Here is a 19,728-nt window from a genome sequence, read left to right on the forward strand (position 1 = left end):
GAATCCTGCCAAAGTGGGCCAAGTTGTACATTTTGAGGAATATGCACAAGTCTGTGCAGAAGCGATGTATTGAAGTTACGGCCAGAGTGTGAGGTAGGTCAATAGGTGAAACAGGAAATTAACTCCTCCTCGGTGACCGAGTGGCTGGACAGCCGTGTGCAGGGACGGAAACTGGCCGCCAGGCAGATGCAGGTCATCGGCGTCCTCCGATCACAGCCCCGCCTCGCCTCCTACGGCTCAGTCAGCGACATCGCGGCAGCCGCGTCATCGAACGCTTCCACTGTGACCAGGACCGCACAGGCACTGGAATTCAAGGGCTGGGCGGACTTCCAGTTCGAGCTCCGTTCACGGTTCCTCGCCTCGCTGAGCGCCCTCGAAATCGCGGCCGAGCATAACGGCCACGTCAGCAGCCCTGCCCAGGCCGCCGTCTCCACGGACAGGGCCAACCTGGCTCATCTTGAGCGCACCCTGGATCCAGCTACCGTCCGTGCCATCGCCGAAGCAATCGCCAGGGCACGGCAGACCCTGATTATTGCCGCGGGAAGCTACGCGATCCCGGGCAAGGCGTTGGAGCATAACGCGGTCATCGCCGGCTACAACGTCCGGCTGCTCGACGCTGATGTGGCCGCCCTGACGAACACCCTGGCGAGGGTGACTTCCGAAGACCTGGTGATCGCGATCAGCCTCTGGAGGGTTTACGACAGCACCATGCGCGCCGTGGAGATCGCCCACAACGTGGGGGCCACGATCGCGTCCATCACGGACAGCGCCGGCTCTCCCGTGGCGGCACACGCCGAGCAGCGGATAGTCGTCCCCACCGAAAGCGCGGGCTTTTTCCCGTCGCTGACGGGGGCCGTCGCGGCAGTCCAGGCGATCGCCGTTGAGCTCGCTTCCTTGGACCGTGAGCGGTCAAACACGAATATCGCCGCGTCCGAACGCACGTGGGACCAGATGCGGATCATGCATCCTCGTTCCAGCTCCTGACTGCAGGGGTGCGCTGTTCATGGAGGACTTGTGCCACTTTGCAGAACTGGTTGTCACCGCCCGGAGGCGGGCCTAGGCTATGGCCACGGCCCCACGCAGGGACCGACCAGGACCCTCCCTCACTGGGGGTCAGGCACGCGCTGGGATGCTGCGTCCTGGATATCTCGGGACAGGAAGACCATGACCAAGTATCTGTTTGAAGCGAATTATGTGGGCGAGGGCATCACAGGACTCATGCGTGAAGGCGGTACCAAACGGCGGGAGGCGCTGGAGGAGGCGCTCGGTTCCGTAGGGGGATCACTGGAGTGTTTTTACTACGCCTTCGGAGATATCGACGTCCTTGGCGTTCTTGATGTGCCGGACCAGGCGAGCGCGGCAGCCCTTTCGCTGATGATCAATTCCACCGGCAGCGTGGACGTGCGCCTGAAGCCGCTTATGACACCGGAAGACATCGACGAGGCGGCCAAGAAGACGCCGTCATACCGGGGGCCGGGGCAGTAGGCGCAGCAGGCACGTGGTCAGCGCCGCCGTCGGACATTACGACGGCGGCGCTTCCGTTGCATGCCTTCCGGCGGCTCCCGACGTTAGCCCTGAACTCTGTCAGCCGAGATCGCGGCGAGGTCCTGACGGAACGTTTCGGGTTCTTTTGCACGGGCGCGGTCCCGCACGAGCGCGCGGACGGCGCAACCTCGGCGCAGTGCCTCGGCCACGGCGTGGCGGCCGATGCTCCCGGTGGCACCGATGACCAGGACAGTGGAGGGACGGCGATTCATTTGCTCTCCTTGACGGGGATTTCGCCGGCGCGCTGCGTGGCGGCCCAGCTCGCCAGGACTTTCAGTGCATCCTCCGAGGGTGTCCCGGGGTCTGCCGTGTACACGTTGATCCGCAGCCCCGGGTCGCCGGCGAGCTCCAGGGCCTCGAAGCTCAGGTCCAGGTCACCCACTATCGGGTGGTGGAGCCGCTTGCGGCCGGTGCGGTGGTACTTCACATCGTGCCTGGCCCACCTGGTGCGGAACTCCTCGCTGCGGGTTGAGAGTTCACCGATGAGGTCTGTGAGGTCTTTGTCGTAAGGGTTTTTCCCGGCCGCGGAACGCAGGACAGCGACGATGTCGTCCGCGCTGCGTTGCCAGTCGGCGAAGAAGTCCTGCGCTTTGGGGTTCAGGAAGGTGAACCGTGCGCTGTTCGGCGGGGTGACGTGCTCCGCCATCATGTCCAGGTAGAGTGCCCGGCCCAGCTCGTTGGAGGCCAGGACATCCCCACGGTCGTTACGGACCCAGGCCGGGGCGGTGGTGATCGCGTCAATAACGCGCTGCACGCTTGGCCGCACCGTCTGCGGGCTCCGCTTGCGCCGCACACGCGGGGAGGCGGTGGCGGCGCGCGCGAGGTCAAAGAGGTGGGCCGTTTCGGCGTCGTCAAGCCTCAGTGCCCGGGCGAGTGCCTCGATGACGCTGTCCGAGGCGCCGGAGAGGTTGCCGCGCTCTATGCGGACGTAGTAGTCCACGCTCATCCCGGCGAGCATCGCGACTTCCTCGCGGCGTAGCCCGGTCACCCGGCGGTTGCCGCCATAGAGGGGCAGCCCTGCCTCCTCGGGCGTGATCCTGGCACGGCGGGAGGTCAGGAACTTCCGCACGTCATCGCTGTGTGTCATGGCATCCACGCTACGCGCGGTCGACGGGACGAGGGAGGGACTGGCATTACCCTGTACAGCAGTGACTCCCGCCGCGCAAGGAATCACGGTTGCATTGAATGCATGAAGCCTGCACCCACAACAGCCGTCCGTCCGGCAGCGATCCTGGCGATCATCCTTGCCAGCTATTTCATGATTCTCCTGGACAACTCGGTCATCTTCACTGCGCTGCCCAGCCTGCAGGCAGACCTGCGGCTGAGCACCGGTGAGCTCTCGTGGGTCCAGGACGCATACACGCTGGTCTTCGGCGGCCTGCTTCTCCTCGGTGCCCGGGCGGGTGACCTGCTGGGCCGGCGGCGTGTCTTCGTCTTCGGCCTGGTGGTCTTTTCGCTCGCGTCGCTGCTGATCGGACTGGCCCCGGCAGGGTGGTGGGCGATCGCCGGCCGCGCCGTCCAAGGTATCGGAGCAGCGATCGTGGCACCCGCGTCTCTGTCCTTGCTGACGGCGAGCTTCCCGGAGGGCCGCGAGCGCACCCGGGCGGTGGCCCTGTATGGCGCAACCGCCGGGATCGGCGCCAGCCTTGGCCTGGTCATCGGCGGGGCGCTGGCCCATTGGATCTCCTGGCGGGCCGGGTTCTTCGTCAACGTGCCCATCGGCGCCGCGATGATCGCCCTCGCGCCCCGGTTCCTTCCGGAAACCGGACGGGCCAGCGGACGCTTCGACGTGTTCGGTGCGCTCAGCGCAACCCTTGGTGTGGGCGCGCTCGTGTACGGGATCATCCACGTAGCCGAAGGGGGCTGGAACTCGCCGGTCACGCTCACAGCCGTCAGCGCCGGCGTCGTGCTCCTGGTCAACTTCGTGCTGATCGAACGCAAGGCCGCCCAGCCCATCATGCCGCCGCGGCTCTTTGCGAGCCGCCGGCGCACCGGCGCCTACGTTGCCCGCTTCCTGTACCTGGGCGCGATGATCGCGTTCTTTTTCTTCACCACCCAGTTCCTGCAGGAAGTCCTGGGCTTCGACCCGCTGCAGGCCGGTCTCGGGTTTCTGCCCATGACCGCAGTCAACTTTGCCGTGGCGATGGCCGTCCCGCGGCTCGCCGGCCGGCTGCCGGCCTCGATCCCGCTGCTGGCAGGGATCCTGCTGACGCTGGCGGGGATGTTCTGGCTGAGCCTCGCCGGCGTCGGCTCCTCCTACCTGACGGGCGTGGCACTGCCGATGATCCTCATCGGCGCCGGCCAGGGTTTGGCGTTCGCGCCGTTGGCATCGTTCGGCATCATTGGTGCGCCCGCTTCCGACGCCGGCGCCGCGTCAGGCCTGGTGAACACCTTCCACCAGGTGGGCATGTGCCTGGGGCTCGGCGTCGCCGTCGCGGCCGCAGCGACCGTTCCGGCCACGGGCACCGCCGCGGTGCACCTGGCCGCGCAGGTCAGCGCCGCCCTCACCACGGGCAGCATCCTGCTGCTCCTGGCTCTGGCCGTGGCAGCAGGGCTCATCCTGCCCGCGGACCTGGCGTCCCGCCGCACCCCGAAACCGACGGCGGCACCCACATCGCGGCAGCCTGCCGTCGTGCGGTGATCCCGACCGTTTGAAAGGGGTACTAACCTGCCCTCCCACGAGGTCCGGGACCGGTGTTGACTGGAAACCGGCCCACCACTTAGTAAGGAACCAAGATGCGAGCAACAGTGATGTACGGCGCCGGAGACGTGCGCGTGGAGACTGTCCCCAACCCCACCATTCAGGAGCCCACCGACGCGATTGTGCGCATTGTCGCTGGCTGCATCTGCGGCAGCGACCTGTGGCCCTACGCTTCCAAACCCGAGTCCGCGGAAGACGCCCGCATGGGTCACGAGTTCGTCGGCGTCGTCGAGGAACTCGGCTCCGAGGTGACAGGCTTGGCAGTCGGTGACTTCGTCATCGCGCCGTTCGTCGCCTCCGACGGCACCTGCGACTTCTGCCAGGAAGGCCTGCAGACCTCCTGCCGCCACGGCGCCCAATGGGGCCGCCATAACGACGGCGGGCAGGGCGAATTCGCCCGGGTCCCGCAGGCGTCGGGAACCCTTGTTGTGGTCCTCGCCGGGTTCGACGAGACACTGATCCCGTCACTGCTGAGCCTCTCCGACGTCATGTCCACCGGCTACCACGCGGCCAAGAAGGCCGGCATCAAACCCGGCCAGAGCGTCACCGTGATCGGTGACGGCGCAGTGGGCCTCTCCGCAGTCATCTCGGCCAAGCTCATGGGCGCCTCACGCATCATCCTCATGGGCCGCCACAAGGCCCGCACCGACCTCGGCCGCGAATTCGGTGCCACCGACGTCGTAGCCGAACGCGGCGAGGAAGGCATCGCCAAGGTCAGGGAACTCACCAACGGCGACGGAACGCACGTGGTGCTCGAAGCCGTGGGCCTCAAACCGGCGATCCAGATGGCGATTGGCGTGGTGCGCGACGGCGGCGTCATCAGCCGTGTGGGTGCGCCCCAGTTCTCCGACGTTCCGCTCGGATTCCCCGAGTTCCTGCGCAACATCACCCTCACCGGCGGCGTCGCACCCGCCCGCGCGTACATCGAGGAGCTGCTGCCCCTGGTGCTCGACGGCACCATCGATCCGGGCAAGGTCTTCGACCGCACCATTGGCCTGGACGACGTTCCTGCCGGCTACCAGGCCATGGCCGACCGCGAAGCACTCAAAGTACTCGTCCGTCCGTAACCACAGAATCAGGACAAAAACATGCATCTCACACTCAACAACGGCGTCACTATGCCCGCTATCGGCCTGGGCGTCTTCCAAAGCCCGCCGGAGCAGACCACTGCGGCCGTCGAGGCCGCTCTTGCCACCGGCTACCGCCACATCGATACCGCTGCCGCCTACGGCAACGAGCGGGAGGTCGGCGACGGCATCCGCCGCTCAGGCCTCGATCGTTCGGACGTGTTCATCGAGACCAAGGTCTGGGTCAGCGACTACGGCTACGACGAGACGCTGCACACCTGGGAGAAAGCAACCGGCAAACTCCGTGTCGATCAGCTCGACCTGCTCATCCTGCACCAGCCCGCCCCCGACCGGTTCGAAAAGACCATCGCTGCATACAAGGCACTGGAGGCCCTGCTGGCCGACGGGCGGGTGCGGGCGATCGGCGTCAGCAACTTCATGCCGCACCACCTGAAGCACCTGCTGGACTCGACCGACGTCGTCCCGGCGGTGAACCAGATCGAACTGCACCCCTACTTCACCCAGCCGGACGTCCAGGCGGCCGACGCCGAGCACGGGATCCTCACCCAGGCCTGGTCTCCCATCGGCGGGATCACCTTCTACCCCGGCTGGGGCGAGGACCGGAAGAACGTCATGGAAGACCCGGTCATAGCCGCCATCGCGGGGACCTACGGAAAGAGCCCGGCACAGGTCATGCTGCGCTGGCACCTGCAGCAGGGCCGCTCCGCCATCCCGAAATCGACCAACCCGGCCCGCATCGCCGAAAACTTCGACATCTTCGATTTCGAGCTCACGGCCGAGGAACTGGCATCCATCAACGCGCTCGATACCGGCGTGCGGAACGGACCCGACCCCGACGAGGCCCGCGAAGAGCGCTTCGCGTTCGTCATCCCCGAAGCCTGAGACAGAGAGCAGGAACCAGCATGGAATACCGCCCCCTCGGCCGCACCGGCGTGCAGGTCAGCCCCCTATGCCTCGGCGCGATGAGACACGGCTGTGACCGCCGGGGCGATTGAACCGGCCCACGCATTAGCAGCCTCATCACCGTTGCCGTGCTCACCGCCGGAGGAAACACGGAGCAGTTGGGTCACCACCTGGGCCGCGCCGTCGAAAACGGTGTGACCCGGGAAGAGCTCATCGAAGCCATCACCCACGTCACCCTCTACGCCGGCTGGCCCCGGGGCATGTCCGCGATGGGCGTCGCCACGCAACTCTTCACAGACAACAAGTAAGGACAACCATGAACATCGAACCCACCGCGCCGACCACCAAGAACCCGGCCGCACAGTTCGCCGGGGACGTCTGGCTCGACCCGATCGCGCTGCCCCACGAGAGCGACCAGACGATGGTCGTCGCCACCGTCCGTTTCGCCCCGGGGGCACGGACAGCCTGGCACTCCCACGAGCACGGCCAGTATTTGCGCGTCACCCAGGGCGTAGGGCGTTTCGGGACGCGGGACGGAAAAATCATCGAAGTCCATCCCGGCCAGACCCTCTACACCCCGCCCGGTGAGGAGCACTGGCACGCGGCCGCCCCCGGCTGCTTCATGGAACACATCGCCATGCTCCAAAACGGCGAAGACCCGTCCAAGACCACCACATGGGCCGAACACATCACCGACGACGAATACAACGGCCGCTAAACCAGCCGGCGGCAGGACCCGGCGGCTTACTCAGGCGTGTGGGGGCAGACTAATGGCGGAAGCACTCAGGCATCATCATCGGCCAGGGGCGGGACACGGTCCGCCACGCGGTCTGTCGAAACCAGTAAGCTGCCGGACGTCACTTACTGAACGGGTGCGTCCGCGGCCTTGCGGAGTTTCGCGAGGGATTCGCTCCAGCCGTCGCGGTGCAGGGCCAGCCGTTCCTCGGTCAGGAACGGACCCTGCGAGAGGGCTAGCCTGGTGCCCGTGCCGTCGCTGACGAGGGCGAGGTCGACGACGGTCTCCCGGTCGTCCGGCGTCGGTTCCTCCCAGTTAAAGGTGTAGACGAGGTGCCAGGGCGGATCGATTTCGAGGAACTCGCCGGAGAGGTGGAAGGGCTCGCCCTCCGGCGGTGCCATGCGGAAGCGGTAGCGGCCGCCCGCCACCAGGTTGAGTTCGGCCGAGGGGAGGGTGAAGCCGTTCGGACCCCACCATTTCACCAGCTCGGAGGCTTCCGTCAGCATCCTGAATACCCTCTCAGGCGGAGCCTCCAGCCTGCATTCCAGGTTCAGGACATGACTGCCGGGCTGCTCATCCATGGTCCCACTCTGCCATCCGACGGGCAGCGCGGAAAGATGCGGGCGTGGCTTAGTTGATGGCCTCGATGCCTTGCGCCTTGAGTTCGGCAAGGTGGTTCCGCATGTGCTCAAGCACCTCGGGGGAGTGCGGCTGCCAGTCCAGGATCTCGTCGATCACCCTCAACGGGTCACGGGTGCGGTAGGACCTGGTCGGATTGCCCGGGAACTTCTTGTCCGTCAGGTTCGGGTCGTCCTCAAACGGGCCGGTGGGTTCCACCCGGTAGATCCTGCCCGGTCCCTCACCGACCCCGAGTTCGGCTCCCCACGTGGCCGCATCCAGCGTGGCGGTCAGGTAGATGAAGTTTGCCGTCTTCCGCTCGCCGTAGTTCGAGCTGTAGCCGGGTCTCAGCAGATCGCCCGGCAACAGATCGGCCTTGGTGCCGTGGTAGAACGGCCCGGGATCGTTAGGGCCGGACGGCGTCGCCACGTTTTCCATGCACACCTCCTGGAAGTTTGGGGTTCCACTGTAGCCTGCAGGCACAGGCAAAACCTTGGCAGGTGGTGGGTTCTTTGAAATTCTGGATCGTAGTTGTCGATCTGGGCTTCCGGCGTGCGTCGTATGAGTAGGAGCCTGAACGGAGGGCTCCGGGGACGGCGAGGTATTCGGCGTCGATGCAGTGAAAAGCTCACAAGAGTTACGGACGAAGGGAGCACAAAATGTCAAAGTATTTGGTCCTGATCTTCCAGGATGAGGCGGCGAAACAATCCGAAGGCGAGGCCATGAGCGCGCCCTACCAGGAGTTCCAGCAGCGCCGTGGCGCGTCACTGCTCGGCGGGGCCGCGCTGCAGCCGCCGTCGACGGCGACGTCCATCCGGCGCGACGGTGCGGGCGGGTTCTCGGTAACGGACGGTCCGTTCGCAGAGTCGAAGGAAACCCTGGGCGGCTACTACCTGATCGAGGCGGCTGACCTGGATGAGGCGCTGGAGATCGCCAAGGAGGTTCCGGCTGGCGTCGGGGTAGAGGTCCGGCCCGTGCGAATGGTCAGCTGATGCCGCAGGCCGCCAGCTCGGAGGTTGCTGCCGCGGTTGCCGATGCGCACCGCAGGGAGTGGGCCTTCGTGCTGGCGGCCACCGTGCGTGTTGCCGGCGATATCGACACGGCCGAGGAAGCCGTTCAGGACGCGTACGCCAGCGCATTGTCCACGTGGGGTCCGCGCGGCATCCCGAAGAACCCTGGCGCGTGGCTCACCGTGGCCGCGCGCCGGCGGGCCCTGGACATGCATCGCCGCGCCGCGACGGCGCAGCGGACGCTACCCAAGCTTCTGACCCCGGAGGAGTCCCTAGACGACGAGCCGGGCCGGGACTCTGAAGACATTAGCGATGACCGGCTCCGGCTGATCTTCACCTGCTGCCACCCCGCCCTGGCGTTGGATGCGCAGGTTGCACTGACGCTGCGGCTCCTCTGTGGCCTGTCCACCGGTGAAGTGGCGCGGGCGTTCCTGCTGCCCGAGGCCACAATGGCCGCGCGGATCACCAGGGCGAAGAAGAAGATCGCTGCCGCGCACATCCCTTACCGTGTGCCGAAGGCGTCGGAGCTCCGGGAGAGGCTCGACGGCGTGCTGGCCGTCGTCTACCTGGTGTACACCACCGGGCACACCGCCCCGTCAGGAGCTGACCTGATGCGCCGTGACCTCGCCGAACGCGGCCTTGAGCTAGCAAGAATGCTCCGGGTCCTGCTTCCCGCCGACCGCGACGTCGCCGGCCTTCTGGCTCTCTTAATGCTCACCGACGCACGCAGGGAAGCCCGGCTCGATGAGCACCGTGACCTCGTGCTGATGGAGAACCAGGACCGGTCCAAATGGGACCGGCAGGCCATCGACGAGGGGGTGGCGCTCCTGCGCGAAGCGTTGGCGGCGCGGCCGCCGGGCCGCTTCGCAGTCATGGCGGCTATCGCGGCCGTCCATGACGAGAGCGAGTCGTGGTCGGACACGGACTGGCAGGAGATCCTGGGGCTCTACGACGTGCTGATGGAGACGTGGCCCTCTCCCGTTATCCAACTCAACAGGGCCATTGCAGTCGGCTTCGCGGTGGGCCCCGCGGAAGGCCTGGCGGAGCTGGATGCGCTCGGAGCCGAGCCCCAGCTGGCCCGCTACCCATATCTTGCCGCCGCACGCGCCGACTTCCTGACCCGGCTGGGCCGTCTCGGCGAGGCCCGGGTCGCCTTCGAGGAGGCGCTGATCCTGACTGACAATGACGCCGAACGGCGCTACCTCCGGACCCGACTGAACGAACTGGCGGGCTGAATACGAACGTTCGGCTCCCAAGGTCTGCGGCCGCCGTCGGGAATGACGACGGCGGTACACCCGTGAGAGGGCCCGCGCCGTCCTAAGTGCTTGGACAGGGGGCTTGGGGTGCGGGTGGGGCGGTGGGAGGATGAATCTGTGGAGCATTTCTTTGACTTCGTTGGCCACTTCTGGTGGCTCGTCTTCCCTCTGAGCGGACTGGCCGGAGGGTGGGCGAGGTCGTGGTCCAGGGCGAGCGAACGCCGGCACCGTCGCCGGGTGGAGCTGTACAAACTCAAGAACCAGGCGGTGCAGGCGGAACAAACCAGCCAGGCCGAGGTTGCCGCCCTGATGGCCGGGCACGATGCCGTCAACCGGCGGTGGCTGGACTACGAGCTCGACGTCGGGAAACTTATCGATTTCCCGGTCATGACCGATGTGCGGGAGCCCCTTACAGTCGCATTCATCCGCGCGAAGAAAGCGGCGGACGGTTTGCGCCCGGCCGCCGCTGGCGACATTACGGCGCCGGCGCGGCTGGCTGAGTACCGGTCGGCGGTCAACGCCTTTGAACTGGCCTTCGACATCGCGGAGCGCGAAGCCAAGCGGATCAAGGACCACAACTTCAGCGTGCTGGAACGCCAGCGCTTGTCGACGGCCAGGAAACTGCTCAACATCGCCTCCGACAACGCCGCGACACCAGCCGAACGGCAAACCGCGTACAAGCGCGCCCGGCGGGAACTGGACGGTCTCATCGTCCTGCCCGAGGCCACGGTCGCGGCACTGGAAGCGAAGATTGCAGGCGAACTGAACGCACCGCGCGCCTCGGAGTGACCGGCAGGGGAGTACGACGGCGGCACCCGGGATGTCTGGCCGGTGACCGTCCGTGACGATGAGGTGATGATCGCCGTGAGCCGTCAGCCTTCGCTACTCTGCTGGATTGCTTCGGCGATTGCCCTGATGCGATGCAGTCTGGCGTCCCAGGTGGCCCCGACCGATGACAGCTGCGCGACAGCTCGGGCGAGCTGGGCCTGACTCACCTCGTAGATGCGCTCCCGTCCCGAACTCTTGGCGTGGACTATTCCGACGCGGTGGAGTACGGCAAGGTGTTTGGCGACCGCCTGCCGGGTGACCGGCAGCTGCCTACTCAGCGTGGTAGCGGTGCCGCCGCCGTCGTTCAATAGCAGGTCAAGCATCCGTCGCCGGGTCGAATCTCCCACCGCCGACCAGAGATCGTCGTCGACGGCCATGCTCATGGCGCCGTTACCAGCCCGCCGACGTAGGAAACGAGTCGGGGCAGGAAGTAGTCCCAGCCGCGGACGTGATCCCGGTACTGCTCCTCGAGCACGGCCGCCTCCCAACCCCTCTCCCTGAAGCCCGTCTCGGTAAAGCGCAGCCGCGTGCCCGTACCAGACGGGATCAGGTCAAAGCTCACCAGGAGCGAGTTGGAAGGCGTCGGGGTCTCACCGTTGTCGTAGACCCACCGGAAGGAGAACCGGCGAGACGGGCTGGCTTCCACCACCAGGAGAGTAACCATCTTTGCCTCCGGCGCAGACCTATCGCCAAACGAGATGACCCCCGTGGCCCCGGGCACCGGTTCGAGCTCGGCCTCATCCGGCCACCACTCCCGCAGGTGCTCAGGCCTGGTGATGACCTCATACACCACCTCGGGCGTGGCTTCAATGTGGATCTCCCGCTCGATGCTGCCGTGTTCCATCCCGCGCTCCTCACTATTAGCAACCTTTTGTTGCACAAACTATAAAGCACCACTCAGGCATGCGCAACGATTGGTTGCTCTTTTCCGGAACCAGTACTTTCCTTGACGGTTAATTAGCTGAGCGGTAAAATATATGGGTGAAGAGATTTCGGATGATGTCATGACGGCGGCAGGGAGTCAGCAGCTCGACGCGATGTTCAGTGCGCTCTCCGATCCAACGCGGCGGGCGATCGTGGCCCGGCTCGCCATCGGCGACGCAACGGTCAATGAATTGGCGGAACCGTTCAAGCTGAGCCTGCCAGGCATATCCAAACACCTCAAGGTGCTTGAGCGATCAGGGCTGATCAGCCGGGGCCGGCACGCCCAGTTCCGCCCCTGCCACCTGGAGGTCCAGGCCCTCGATACCGCTGCCGGCTGGATCGAAGAGAGCCGGCGTCTTTGGTCGGAGCGATTCGACAAGCTCGACCAGCACCTCCGCACCCTGCAAGAACCCCCGAATGGAGATCCCAGTGAATGAGAACACCCTGAGTTTCACCCGCACCTTCGAGGCGCCACGGCAGCTGGTTTTCAACTGCATGATCGACCCCGAGCATCTGACTCATTTCTGGGGTCCCAGCGGGGTCACCACACCCTTGGACACCATCACCGTGGACGCGCGCGTTGGCGGGGTCTTCACGACCGTCATGGTCAACGACGCCGACGGCAGCACCTACCCGACCAGCGCAACATACCTTGAGGTCAGCCCACCGGAGCGGTTGTCGTGGACTGAGGACCGGTCCGGGATGACCGTGACCATCACCTTCACCGAACTCGGGAACCACCGAACCCGAGTCGATATAGAACAGACCAAGGTGCCGTCTCCGATGATGAATGCCGATGCGCAGGCCGGATTCCTCACGTCCCTGGACCGGTTCGAGGCCTATCTCTCTGAGCTGACCGGAGCCGATCGATGAGCGCGGGCGACGACCTGATGGCCAGTATCGCCGCCGAGCGGCGGGCCTTCAGCAATATCCTGGAAGCCCTGCCCCAGCAGGACTGGAACACCCCGTCGCTATGCACGGGCTGGCGGATACGCGAGGTTGTCGCGCACATGACCATGCCCCTGCGCTTTTCGACCCCGCGGTTCATAGGCGAGATGCTCCGTTCCCGTGGCAACTTCGCCCAGATGGCCGATCGAGTCGCCCGCCACGACGCCCAGGAACCCGTCAGCACACTGCTCCACCGCTGGCGGACGAACGAGGATACCCGTTGGAAGCCACCGGGTGGCGGCCTCAAAGGGGCCCTCACCCATGACATCGTTCACGGCCTGGACATCACAATCCCGCTGGGCATTAGACACTCAGTTAGTGAGGCCAGCTTGCTCACGGTCCTGGACCAGGCAACCAGCCCGCTCAGCCTGAAACATTTCCGGCTTGACCTGACCGGCATCCGCCTTGAGGCCGACGATCTCGACTGGGCCTTCGGAGCTGGCGAGCCGCTCCGCGGTGCCGCCCACCACCTCCTGATGGTCCTCATGGACCGCAAGCTGCCCACCGGCGTCCTCACCGGCCAGGCAAGCGACCGGTTCACCACTGCCTGATCCAACCCCGAGGCGTGCCGCCGTCTCAGTTAGGTGTACATGAGGGAGCCGGGGGTGGTCAGCTTCTCGCCGGTTTCCAGCCACGTCTTCAGGCCTGAGAGGATCATGGGCCAGCCGCCGTAGAGCTGTTCGTTGGCGCCTTCGCGGAGTTGGTCGTGGGTGACGGTGAGGTGGCAGGAATCGCCCACGGGTTCGATTTCCCAGGTGATCCGTGAGGTGCCTTCGGCTTTGACGTCGTCGCCCCAGAGCGCGGTCATGGTCTGGACGAGTTTCCGCGGCGGGTCAACTTCGAGGTTCTCGCCTTCGCCCAGCAGTTCGCCGGCTTTGGGATTGCCCATCGCGAACCGTCCGCCCGGCTTCCAGTCGGATTCGAGGGTGTTTCCGAACTGGTATTTACTGCGGATTTCACTGTCCGTGATGGCTTCCCAGAGCCGTTCGGGGGTGGTCTTGATATAGATTTCGAAGATCTTTTCCATGGGACTTTCCAATCTGGTTTTGAGGTCGCTGAGGCCAGCGGCCTATGGTTCGGCGTATTTGCTCACCCAGCGGTCGTGGACCAGCCGGATGGGCACCGGATTCAGGAAGTGGAGCTTCTCGCGGCCCCGACGGCGGGTGACCACCAGGTCGGCGTCCTCCAGCAGCTTGAGGTGCTTCATCACCCCGTAGCGGGTCATCTTGAAGCGGGCCTCGAGCGCATGAAGGGTTTGCCCGTCCTCCCGGAAGAGTTCATCGAGCAGGTCCCGGCGGGTGGGGTCGGCGAGGGCCTTGAATACGGCGTCCACACCTCCAGAATAGGTGACTATATGGTCACATGTCTAGAGCTTTCCCGATGCTAAGTGTTGCGCTCTCTGGCCGCCCGCGGCGGACCGGCGTAGGGTCTGGAGGACCATGACCGAACAGCAGCCCTACGAACTGGTCCACCACTACCCGCACTTCGAGCTGCGGCGTTATCCCGCGCATGTTCTCGCCGAGGTGCACGTCCGGACGGCCTTTGACCGGGCCGGCAATGCCGCCTTCCGGCACCTGTTCAACTACATCAGCGGCAGCAACACAGCGCGGCAGAAGCTGGCGATGACGGCCCCCGTCATCCAGGAAAGTGGCGCGTCGCAGAAGTTGGCGATGACCGCCCCGGTGCTGCAGAGCGGTCCGCTGCCGGGCACCGATGCGCCGGCTGACTTTGCCGTTGCCTTTGTGCTCCCGGCCGGCACGACGGCGGAAACAGCACCGGTTCCGATCAACCCGGACGTAGGGATCCGGACCGTTCCGGGTTCGCTGGCCGCCGTCGTCCGCTTCTCGGGCAGCGGCAACGGTGCGGCCTTCGCGCGCCGAAACGCCGGGCTGCAGGCCGCGCTGACCCTTGCCGGATTGACAGCCGTGGGGGCGCCACGGTTTGCCCGCTTTGATCCGCCGTTCAAGCCGTGGTTCCTGCGGCACAACGAGGTCATCCAGGACGTGGAGGAACCGCCAGTCACGTCCTGAGGGCCCGGCCGCAGGGAGGGAGAATAGCCGCTCAGCGACGGCTGGATACCGTTCGGCGCATTTATAGTACGTTTGCTGATGATCTGCCCCATGATTGCCGGAGGACATTGACCTGGGGGAGGGGCCTTGGCCTTTGATCGAACGGACATTGGCGTCTTCGACATGCCAGGAGGAGCAAACATGGGCTGGCTGGACCGTAAACACAGTATTGCCCCGCCGGGATTCAACCGGTGGCTGGTACCCCCCGCCGCGCTCGCGGTCCATCTCTGCATCGGCCAGGCCTACGCGACCAGCGTCTACAAAACGGCCCTGGTCAAGCACTTCGGTGTCAGCCTGACGGAGATCGGCGTCATCTTCTCCATCGCCATCGTGATGCTGGGCCTCTCGGCGGCGGTCATGGGCACCTGGGTGGACAGGAACGGCCCGCGGATGGCGATGTTCACCTCCGCCATGTTCTGGGCCGGCGGCTTCCTGATCGGGTCGCTGGGAATCTTCACGCACCAGCTGTGGCTCGTCTACGTGGGTTACGGCGTCGTCGGCGGAATCGGCCTGGGCATCGGCTACATTTCGCCCGTGTCCACCCTGATCAAGTGGTTCCCGGACCGGCCCGGCCTCGCCACCGGCATGGCCATCATGGGCTTCGGCGGGGGCGCGCTGATCGCCAGCCCGGTCTCCACCGCGCTGCTCAAGCTCTACGACCCCAACTCCGGCGACAAGGGCTGGGTGGCCAGCGGGGATGCCGTGGGCAAACTCTTCCTGACCCTCGCCGTCGTCTATCTTGCGTACATGCTCTTCGGCGCGTTCACCATCAGGGTCCCGCAAGAGGGCTGGCGGCCTGCAGGGTTCGATCCCACCAAGGTCAAGGCCGCCACCTTGGTCACCACGGAAAACGTCTCCGCCAAGAACGCCATCAAAACCAGGCAGTTCTGGTTGCTCTGGATTGCGCTGTTCTGCAACGTCAGTGCCGGAATCGGAATCCTGGAGCAGGCGGCTCCCATGATTCAGGACTTCTTCCGGAAGTCCGACGGCGCTTCCGTGGTCAGTGCCGCCGTCGCCGCCGGCTTTGTCGGTCTGCTTTCCATCGGCAACATGGCCGGTCGCTTTGCCTGGTCGGCCACCTCCGATGTCGCCGGCCGCAAGCGAATTTACATGATGTACCTCGGCGTCGGCGCAGTGCTCTATACGGTGCTGGCGCTGGCCGGTTCCACCACCACCATCCTGTACGTCGCCCTCGCGGTCGTCATCATTTCCTTTTACGGCGGCGGCTTTTCGACCGCCCCGGCCTATTTGCGGGACCTTTTCGGGACCTTCCAGGTGGGGGCCATCCACGGCCGGCTGCTGACCGCCTGGTCCGCCGCCGGGGTGGCCGGCCCGCTGATCGTCAACGGCATCCTGGACGCGCAGGGGAAGCCCGGCCAGCTGAACGCCGCGTCCTACCAGCCCGCGCTGCTGACCATGGTGGTGCTGCTGGTGATCGGCTTCGTGGCCAACCTCCTCATCAAGCCCGTCGACGCCCGCTTCCACGAACCCGGCCCGGAACACCGGCTGCCGAACAAATCCGCCATGGAGGCCTGATATGAGCACTGCACACACCCCCGGCGCGCACGCGCCCGTGAAACGTTCCGGCGGCCGGCTGGCCGTGGCCTGGGCCCTCGTCGGGGTGCCGCTGGCCTATGGGGTATTTCAAACCTTGACCCAGGTGGCGGCGCTGTTCGGGTGACCGTTGCGGGCTGATCGAACACTGCTCCTTGAGCGTAGAGTGTGGGCAGCGCGTCGAATTAGGCGCCAGGCACACCCGTATAAGGAGAAGCCATGGCTCACGCCGAGCACCAGACCACCATCAGCCGCTCACCGGAAGACGTCTACGCATTCCTGGCGGACGGCCTCAACAATCCCGCGTGGCGATCAGGAGTTCAGGCCATCTCCCTGAAAAGCGGCGAGCCCGGGGTAGTTGGCGCCGTCTACAGCCAGACCCTTTCGGGTCCGGGCGGGCGGCCCATTGACGGCGATTATGAGATCACCACGGCGCAGCCGGGCAGGCTCCTTGCCTTTCAGGTAGTGGCTGGGCCCGCTCGGCCCGCAGGGGAATACCAACTTAGCCAAGAACCGGGCGGCACGAGGGTCCGGTTCACCCTGGACCTGAAGCCGAGAGGGCTCATGAAGGTCCTCGGGCCCATGATCGAGCGGACCATGCAGAAGGAAGTCTCGCAACTGGCCGGTCTGAAGACCGTTCTCGAAGCCGGCTAGCTGAAGAATGTGATCACAACAGCCACGGTTCTCGCGTCTACACGTAAAGATGTGAGGCGGAACGAGCGGCCGGCGGTCCACCGGCCTAGGACCACCGCAAAGCTAGGCTGAACGGATGAAATATCAGCTTCGTCAGGCCACTCCCGAGGACGCCATGGCCGTGGTGCTCTTTCATACACTCGCCCATGAGGAGAGCTACGGGCACCTGCTCTCCCCGGAGTTCTTCCGCGGCCGCCGGGCCAGCATCCCCGAACGGGTGGAAAGTCGCCGTCCCCACCTCGCGGTTGCTGACCCGCGGATCATTGCGGTGGACGGCACCAACCGCATCGTGGGATTGGCGGACGCCGGCCCGGGCCGGGATGATCCGGGGCCTGAGGAGCTGGAACTGTATTCGATCTTCACGCTCCGGGACACCTACGGAACAGGACTGGGCGCGGCACTGTTGAGTGCCGCCGTCGGCGATTCACCCGCCTATCTGTGGGTGCTCCGGGACAATTCACGAGCCCAGGCGTTTTACCGCAAGCATGGCTTCCGCCCCGATGGGGCGACGGGCCTGCTGCCGCCGGAGTGGGAGGAGCTGCCAGAGCTCAGGATGGTGCGGACGGCGAAGAGCCTGCGCTAGGCCGGGCCGCCGTTGATGGTCAGAACGGTTCCGTTGGTGTAGCCGGACCGGGGGGATGCCAGGAACGCGACGGCGCTGGCGATTTCCCCCGGGGTGGCAGCCCGCCCGTAGGGGAGCGCCGCGGTGAGTTCCGCCCAGCGGTTCTCGTCGCCCAGTTCCGTCTTGGCCCTGTTCCGCAGCATCACTTCATTCCGGGGCGTGGACACCGGCCCGGGATTGATGCCTGCAGCCTTCTTCCGCCAGCACCAGCGCCGTTTCCCGGCCGATGCCCTGTGAGGCACCGGTGATCAGGACAGTCTTTCCCCGCAGGTGCAGATCCATGGTGAGGGGTCAGCGCCAGCCGAGCTCGGGCGCCACATACTTCAGGATCGACTCGATGACGTGGGCGTTGTAGTCGACGCCGAGCTGGTTCGGGACCGTGAGCAGCAGGGTGTCTGCGGCGGCGATCGCCTCGTCCTCGGCCAGCTTCGCGGCCAGCTCGTCCGGGGCACCCGCGTAGGACCGGCCGAAAACCGCGCGTGTTTTTGCGTCAATGTTGCCGACCTGGTCGGAGCTGTGCCGGTCACGGCCGAAGTACTGCCAGTCGCGCTCGTCCGTCAGTGCGAAGATGCTGCGGCTGACCGAGACTCGCGGCTCCCGCTCGTGCCCCGCCTCCTTCCAGGCCTGCCGGTAGAGGTCGATCTGCTCAGCCTGCTGGACGTGGAACGGCTTACCGCTCTCGTCATCCTTGAGCGTGGAGCTCTGCAGGTTCATGCCGAGCTTCGCCGCCCAGACGGCCGTGGCATTGGAGCCGGAACCCCACCAGATGCGCTCGCGCAAGCCCTCAGAGTACGGCTCCACGCGCAGCAGGCCCGGAGGGTTCGGGAACATCGGGCGGGGGCTCGGCGCCGCGAAGCCCTCGCCAGTGAGCACCTCCAGCAGACGCTCGGTGTGCCTCCGGCCCATATCGGCGTCGGACTCGCCCTCGGCGGGGACGTAACCGAAGTGGCGCCACCCGTCGATGACCTGCTCGGGTGAACCCCTGCTGATGCCCAGCTGCAGCCGGCCGCCCGAGATCAGATCGGCCGAGCCCGCGTCCTCCGCCATGTAGAGCGGGTTCTCGTAGCGCATGTCGATCACACCGGTACCGATTTCAATGCGGCTTGTTCGTGCACCGATCGCAGCGAGCAGCGGGAACGGGGACGCGTATTGCTGCGCGAAGTGGTGAACGCGGAAATAGGCGCCGTCCGCCCCCAGCTCTTCCGCCGCGACTGCGAGGTCGATCGCCTGCAACAGCGCGTCCGACGCGGTCCGCGTGCCGGACTCCGGGTGGTCGGTCCAATGGCCGAAGGACAGAAATCCGATGTTCTTCACACCGGAAACTGTAGTACTAGTCGCATTCAGGCTGAAGCGAGGCAATGATCTTCCGGCTCACCGACGCCCGGGCATCCTGTTCGGCGCGCGTGAGCCGATCGAAGAAGTGGGCGCGGACGAACTCCACATGACCCGGTGCCGCGTGCTGGATGGCATTCCGGCCGTCCACTGTAATCTCCACGTCCAGGCCGCGGCCATCGGAGGAGAGCCGCGCCCGCTGGTGGCATCATGGTCCCATGAGTGAAAACAACGATCCCACGCTGCGTTCCGTCGAACTGACCCGGAGTGCCACGGCCCGGTACGTGGCGCGAAATGCTGCGGGCGCAGAACTTGAATTCGGCCACGGCGAAGGGCTGCTGAGCCCGGTGGAGCTGCTGCTGGCGGCGATAGCCGGATGTTCGGCCATCGACGTGGACACGGTGACGGCACGCAGCGCCGAGCCCACGGCCTTCCAGGTCTCGGCAACCGGCCACAAAGTGGTGGAGGACGGCGCCAACCGGGTTGACGGGCTGCACCTGTCCTTCAACCTGGCCTTTCCCGACACGGCCGAGGGGCAGAAGGCCGCCGGCATGGTGGAGCGCCTGGTGGACCTCTCCCATGAGAAGTACTGCACGGTGTCACGGACAGTGGAGCGCGGAACTGCCGTCACCAACGAGGTCCACGTCGCGGTCGGTGACACCGAGGGCTGACGGGCCGCCGGAGGAAACCCGGCATCGGATCCCTACCCTGTATCCTGAAATGTAGGTTGAAGGGTCCCAGCGGCCGTCAACCAAGCTCAGTTCGTGGCCGTTTGACGGTCCGGAATCTTGGGCCGTGGCCTTGGACGTCGTGGAATCGCCGTGGTAATCGTCATTCTCCGATCGGCCCCGGACTCCTGGAACGGATCTTTTATCAGTACTCACACACCAGCTCCCGTGGG

General features: G+C 65.7%; 29 protein-coding genes and 1 pseudogene. 19 read left to right on the plus strand and 11 right to left on the minus strand.

From position 1 onward, the window contains the following. The first annotated feature begins 105 nt into the window (after nucleotides 1–105). On the plus strand, nucleotides 106–984 hold the full coding sequence (locus tag AB4Y73_RS15125; RefSeq protein ID WP_441872703.1) for a MurR/RpiR family transcriptional regulator: 879 nt from the start codon (nucleotides 106–108) through the stop codon (nucleotides 982–984). 180 nt (nucleotides 985–1,164) lie between these two features. Next, nucleotides 1,165–1,485, plus strand: a complete 321-nt coding sequence (locus AB4Y73_RS15130; RefSeq protein ID WP_441872704.1) for a GYD domain-containing protein — start codon at nucleotides 1,165–1,167, stop codon at nucleotides 1,483–1,485. 83 nt (nucleotides 1,486–1,568) lie between these two features. On the opposite strand, the gene AB4Y73_RS15135 is transcribed toward AB4Y73_RS15130, so the two are convergent. Beyond that, complete coding sequence (locus AB4Y73_RS15135) at nucleotides 1,569–1,757, minus strand: NmrA family NAD(P)-binding protein (RefSeq protein ID WP_441872705.1); 189 nt, start codon at nucleotides 1,755–1,757, stop codon at nucleotides 1,569–1,571. Then, nucleotides 1,754–2,632 (minus strand): helix-turn-helix transcriptional regulator, encoded by an 879-nt coding sequence (locus AB4Y73_RS15140; protein ID WP_441872706.1) that lies wholly within the window; start codon nucleotides 2,630–2,632, stop codon nucleotides 1,754–1,756. Before AB4Y73_RS15140 ends, AB4Y73_RS15135 begins: the two co-directional genes overlap by 4 nt. Nucleotides 2,633–2,734: 102 nt before the next feature. On the opposite strand from AB4Y73_RS15140, the gene AB4Y73_RS15145 reads away from it, so the two are divergent. The 5 genes from AB4Y73_RS15145 to AB4Y73_RS15165 all read left to right on the plus strand — a co-directional run bounded on the left by AB4Y73_RS15145 (nucleotide 2,735) and on the right by AB4Y73_RS15165 (nucleotide 6,955). Beyond that, a complete protein-coding gene (locus tag AB4Y73_RS15145; protein ID WP_441872707.1) occupies nucleotides 2,735–4,186 on the plus strand; it encodes an MFS transporter in 1,452 nt (483 codons plus the stop codon). Nucleotides 4,187–4,281: 95 nt separating this feature from the next. After that, complete coding sequence (locus AB4Y73_RS15150; RefSeq protein ID WP_441872708.1) at nucleotides 4,282–5,313, plus strand: zinc-dependent alcohol dehydrogenase family protein; 1,032 nt, start codon at nucleotides 4,282–4,284, stop codon at nucleotides 5,311–5,313. A 21-nt stretch (nucleotides 5,314–5,334) separates the two neighbouring features. Further along, nucleotides 5,335–6,216 (plus strand): aldo/keto reductase, encoded by an 882-nt coding sequence (locus tag AB4Y73_RS15155; protein WP_441872709.1) that lies wholly within the window; start codon nucleotides 5,335–5,337, stop codon nucleotides 6,214–6,216. Nucleotides 6,217–6,353: 137 nt separating this feature from the next. Next, nucleotides 6,354–6,545 carry a carboxymuconolactone decarboxylase family protein gene (locus AB4Y73_RS15160; protein WP_441872773.1) on the plus strand — a complete coding sequence of 64 codons (192 nt, stop codon included), beginning with the start codon at nucleotides 6,354–6,356 and terminating at the stop codon, nucleotides 6,543–6,545. Between the two features lie 8 nt (nucleotides 6,546–6,553). Next, nucleotides 6,554–6,955 carry a (R)-mandelonitrile lyase gene (locus AB4Y73_RS15165; protein WP_441872710.1) on the plus strand — a complete coding sequence of 134 codons (402 nt, stop codon included), beginning with the start codon at nucleotides 6,554–6,556 and terminating at the stop codon, nucleotides 6,953–6,955. Nucleotides 6,956–7,098: 143 nt separating this feature from the next. Here the strand turns inward: AB4Y73_RS15165 and AB4Y73_RS15170 are convergent, their stop codons facing one another. Together AB4Y73_RS15170 and arr are read right to left on the minus strand one after the other, a co-directional pair. Further along, nucleotides 7,099–7,554, minus strand: a complete 456-nt coding sequence (locus AB4Y73_RS15170; protein WP_441872711.1) for an SRPBCC family protein — start codon at nucleotides 7,552–7,554, stop codon at nucleotides 7,099–7,101. A gap of 49 nt (nucleotides 7,555–7,603) precedes the next feature. Continuing rightward, on the minus strand, nucleotides 7,604–8,029 hold the full coding sequence (gene arr, locus AB4Y73_RS15175; RefSeq protein WP_441872712.1) for an NAD(+)--rifampin ADP-ribosyltransferase: 426 nt from the start codon (nucleotides 8,027–8,029) through the stop codon (nucleotides 7,604–7,606). Between the two features lie 221 nt (nucleotides 8,030–8,250). Between arr and AB4Y73_RS15180 the strand changes: the two genes are divergently transcribed. The 3 genes from AB4Y73_RS15180 to AB4Y73_RS15190 all read left to right on the plus strand — a co-directional run bounded on the left by AB4Y73_RS15180 (nucleotide 8,251) and on the right by AB4Y73_RS15190 (nucleotide 10,646). Further along, entirely contained in the window at nucleotides 8,251–8,583 is a 333-nt protein-coding gene (locus AB4Y73_RS15180; protein WP_441872713.1) for a YciI family protein, read from the plus strand. Next, on the plus strand, nucleotides 8,583–9,836 hold the full coding sequence (locus AB4Y73_RS15185; RefSeq protein WP_441872714.1) for an RNA polymerase sigma factor: 1,254 nt from the start codon (nucleotides 8,583–8,585) through the stop codon (nucleotides 9,834–9,836). The genes AB4Y73_RS15180 and AB4Y73_RS15185 overlap by 1 nt, the downstream gene beginning before the upstream one ends. 138 nt (nucleotides 9,837–9,974) lie before the next feature. Further along, on the plus strand, nucleotides 9,975–10,646 hold the full coding sequence (locus AB4Y73_RS15190) for a hypothetical protein (protein WP_441872715.1): 672 nt from the start codon (nucleotides 9,975–9,977) through the stop codon (nucleotides 10,644–10,646). Nucleotides 10,647–10,729: 83 nt separating this feature from the next. Here the strand turns inward: AB4Y73_RS15190 and AB4Y73_RS15195 are convergent, their stop codons facing one another. Then, nucleotides 10,730–11,062 (minus strand): ArsR/SmtB family transcription factor, encoded by a 333-nt coding sequence (locus AB4Y73_RS15195; RefSeq protein ID WP_441872716.1) that lies wholly within the window; start codon nucleotides 11,060–11,062, stop codon nucleotides 10,730–10,732. A gap of 2 nt (nucleotides 11,063–11,064) precedes the next feature. Further along, nucleotides 11,065–11,529, minus strand: a complete 465-nt coding sequence (locus AB4Y73_RS15200) for an SRPBCC family protein (RefSeq protein WP_441872717.1) — start codon at nucleotides 11,527–11,529, stop codon at nucleotides 11,065–11,067. A gap of 133 nt (nucleotides 11,530–11,662) precedes the next feature. Between AB4Y73_RS15200 and AB4Y73_RS15205 the strand changes: the two genes are divergently transcribed. The 3 genes from AB4Y73_RS15205 to AB4Y73_RS15215 are packed head-to-tail and all read left to right on the plus strand — an operon-like array spanning nucleotide 11,663 to nucleotide 13,108. After that, nucleotides 11,663–12,046, plus strand: coding sequence for an ArsR/SmtB family transcription factor (locus tag AB4Y73_RS15205; RefSeq protein WP_441872718.1), 384 nt, complete (start codon nucleotides 11,663–11,665; stop codon nucleotides 12,044–12,046). Then, complete coding sequence (locus tag AB4Y73_RS15210; protein ID WP_441872719.1) at nucleotides 12,039–12,482, plus strand: SRPBCC family protein; 444 nt, start codon at nucleotides 12,039–12,041, stop codon at nucleotides 12,480–12,482. Before AB4Y73_RS15205 ends, AB4Y73_RS15210 begins: the two co-directional genes overlap by 8 nt. Then, on the plus strand, nucleotides 12,479–13,108 hold the full coding sequence (locus AB4Y73_RS15215) for a maleylpyruvate isomerase family mycothiol-dependent enzyme (RefSeq protein WP_441872720.1): 630 nt from the start codon (nucleotides 12,479–12,481) through the stop codon (nucleotides 13,106–13,108). The genes AB4Y73_RS15210 and AB4Y73_RS15215 overlap by 4 nt, the downstream gene beginning before the upstream one ends. 29 nt (nucleotides 13,109–13,137) lie before the next feature. Here AB4Y73_RS15215 and AB4Y73_RS15220 read toward each other — a convergent pair. Further along, nucleotides 13,138–13,890: pseudogene (locus AB4Y73_RS15220) on the minus strand (ArsR/SmtB family transcription factor). A 106-nt stretch (nucleotides 13,891–13,996) separates the two neighbouring features. Between AB4Y73_RS15220 and AB4Y73_RS15225 the strand changes: the two are divergent. The 5 genes from AB4Y73_RS15225 (at nucleotide 13,997) to AB4Y73_RS15245 (ending at nucleotide 17,456) form a co-directional block, all read left to right on the plus strand. Next, nucleotides 13,997–14,587, plus strand: coding sequence for an SOUL family heme-binding protein (locus tag AB4Y73_RS15225; RefSeq protein WP_441872721.1), 591 nt, complete (start codon nucleotides 13,997–13,999; stop codon nucleotides 14,585–14,587). A gap of 180 nt (nucleotides 14,588–14,767) precedes the next feature. After that, a complete protein-coding gene (locus tag AB4Y73_RS15230; RefSeq protein WP_441872774.1) occupies nucleotides 14,768–16,162 on the plus strand; it encodes an OFA family MFS transporter in 1,395 nt (464 codons plus the stop codon). Between the two features lies 1 nt (nucleotide 16,163). Next, complete coding sequence (locus AB4Y73_RS15235; RefSeq protein WP_441872722.1) at nucleotides 16,164–16,307, plus strand: MFS transporter small subunit; 144 nt, start codon at nucleotides 16,164–16,166, stop codon at nucleotides 16,305–16,307. Nucleotides 16,308–16,399: 92 nt separating this feature from the next. Then, nucleotides 16,400–16,834: an SRPBCC family protein gene (locus tag AB4Y73_RS15240; RefSeq protein WP_441872723.1), complete on the plus strand. Its 435-nt coding sequence runs from the start codon at nucleotides 16,400–16,402 to the stop codon at nucleotides 16,832–16,834. A 115-nt stretch (nucleotides 16,835–16,949) separates the two neighbouring features. Continuing rightward, on the plus strand, nucleotides 16,950–17,456 hold the full coding sequence (locus tag AB4Y73_RS15245; protein ID WP_441872724.1) for a GNAT family N-acetyltransferase: 507 nt from the start codon (nucleotides 16,950–16,952) through the stop codon (nucleotides 17,454–17,456). On the opposite strand, the gene AB4Y73_RS15250 is transcribed toward AB4Y73_RS15245, so the two are convergent. Genes AB4Y73_RS15250 through AB4Y73_RS15265 form a run of 4 tightly spaced genes read right to left on the minus strand, consistent with a single transcriptional unit; the run spans nucleotide 17,453 to nucleotide 18,990 of the window. After that, complete coding sequence (locus tag AB4Y73_RS15250) at nucleotides 17,453–17,677, minus strand: SDR family oxidoreductase (protein ID WP_441872775.1); 225 nt, start codon at nucleotides 17,675–17,677, stop codon at nucleotides 17,453–17,455. The two genes, AB4Y73_RS15245 and AB4Y73_RS15250, sit on opposite strands and share 4 nt — an antisense overlap. Further along, nucleotides 17,643–17,777 carry an SDR family NAD(P)-dependent oxidoreductase gene (locus AB4Y73_RS15255; protein WP_441872725.1) on the minus strand — a complete coding sequence of 45 codons (135 nt, stop codon included), beginning with the start codon at nucleotides 17,775–17,777 and terminating at the stop codon, nucleotides 17,643–17,645. Before AB4Y73_RS15255 ends, AB4Y73_RS15250 begins: the two co-directional genes overlap by 35 nt. 9 nt (nucleotides 17,778–17,786) lie before the next feature. Further along, the gene (locus tag AB4Y73_RS15260; RefSeq protein ID WP_441872726.1) at nucleotides 17,787–18,809 is read right to left on the minus strand and encodes an LLM class flavin-dependent oxidoreductase; all 1,023 of its coding nucleotides are present in this window, start codon (nucleotides 18,807–18,809) and stop codon (nucleotides 17,787–17,789) included. Nucleotides 18,810–18,825: 16 nt separating this feature from the next. Further along, complete coding sequence (locus AB4Y73_RS15265) at nucleotides 18,826–18,990, minus strand: hypothetical protein (protein WP_441872727.1); 165 nt, start codon at nucleotides 18,988–18,990, stop codon at nucleotides 18,826–18,828. 55 nt (nucleotides 18,991–19,045) lie between these two features. Between AB4Y73_RS15265 and AB4Y73_RS15270 the strand changes: the two genes are divergently transcribed. Then, the gene (locus AB4Y73_RS15270; protein ID WP_441872728.1) at nucleotides 19,046–19,498 is read left to right on the plus strand and encodes an OsmC family protein; all 453 of its coding nucleotides are present in this window, start codon (nucleotides 19,046–19,048) and stop codon (nucleotides 19,496–19,498) included. The last annotated feature ends 230 nt before the right edge of the window (nucleotides 19,499–19,728 follow it).

The organism is Pseudarthrobacter sp. TAF60_1 (assembly GCF_052113505.1).
Taxonomy (GTDB): Bacteria; Actinomycetota; Actinomycetes; order Actinomycetales; family Micrococcaceae; genus Arthrobacter.